General features: G+C 42.0%; 1 protein-coding gene. It reads left to right on the top strand.

The annotated features are described in order from the left end of the window. Window positions 1-245 (top strand): DUF600 domain-containing protein (locus tag H5187_RS24280; protein WP_182798543.1); only part of this gene is annotated, 245 nt, incomplete at both ends.

The raw sequence follows: 245 nt of genomic DNA, 5'->3' as shown, positions 1-245 counted from the left end.
TACGAAGATGAAAGCGTACTTGAATGCAAAGCGCATTATCAAACTGCTTCCGATGCAAGCGAACAGCCGATTACCGTGACAGACGAGATAGTCGGTTTATTCAACACCCTATTTGTGAATGCCACCCAACACCAACCAGAAAACTGGACACGCGCTATTTTTACCATTAATCGCCAAGGTCAATTTAATCTCAACTTTGAGCGTGATAATAATGATGATGACGTTATTACCGCACAACAAACACA

Origin of the sequence: Pseudoalteromonas sp. SG44-1, from assembly GCF_014164315.1 — a bacterium.
GTDB classification, from domain to species: domain Bacteria; phylum Pseudomonadota; class Gammaproteobacteria; order Enterobacterales; family Alteromonadaceae; genus Pseudoalteromonas; species Pseudoalteromonas rhizosphaerae.
The sequence above is the reverse complement of the archived record's forward strand: the minus strand, read 5'-3'. Positions and strand labels throughout refer to the sequence as shown.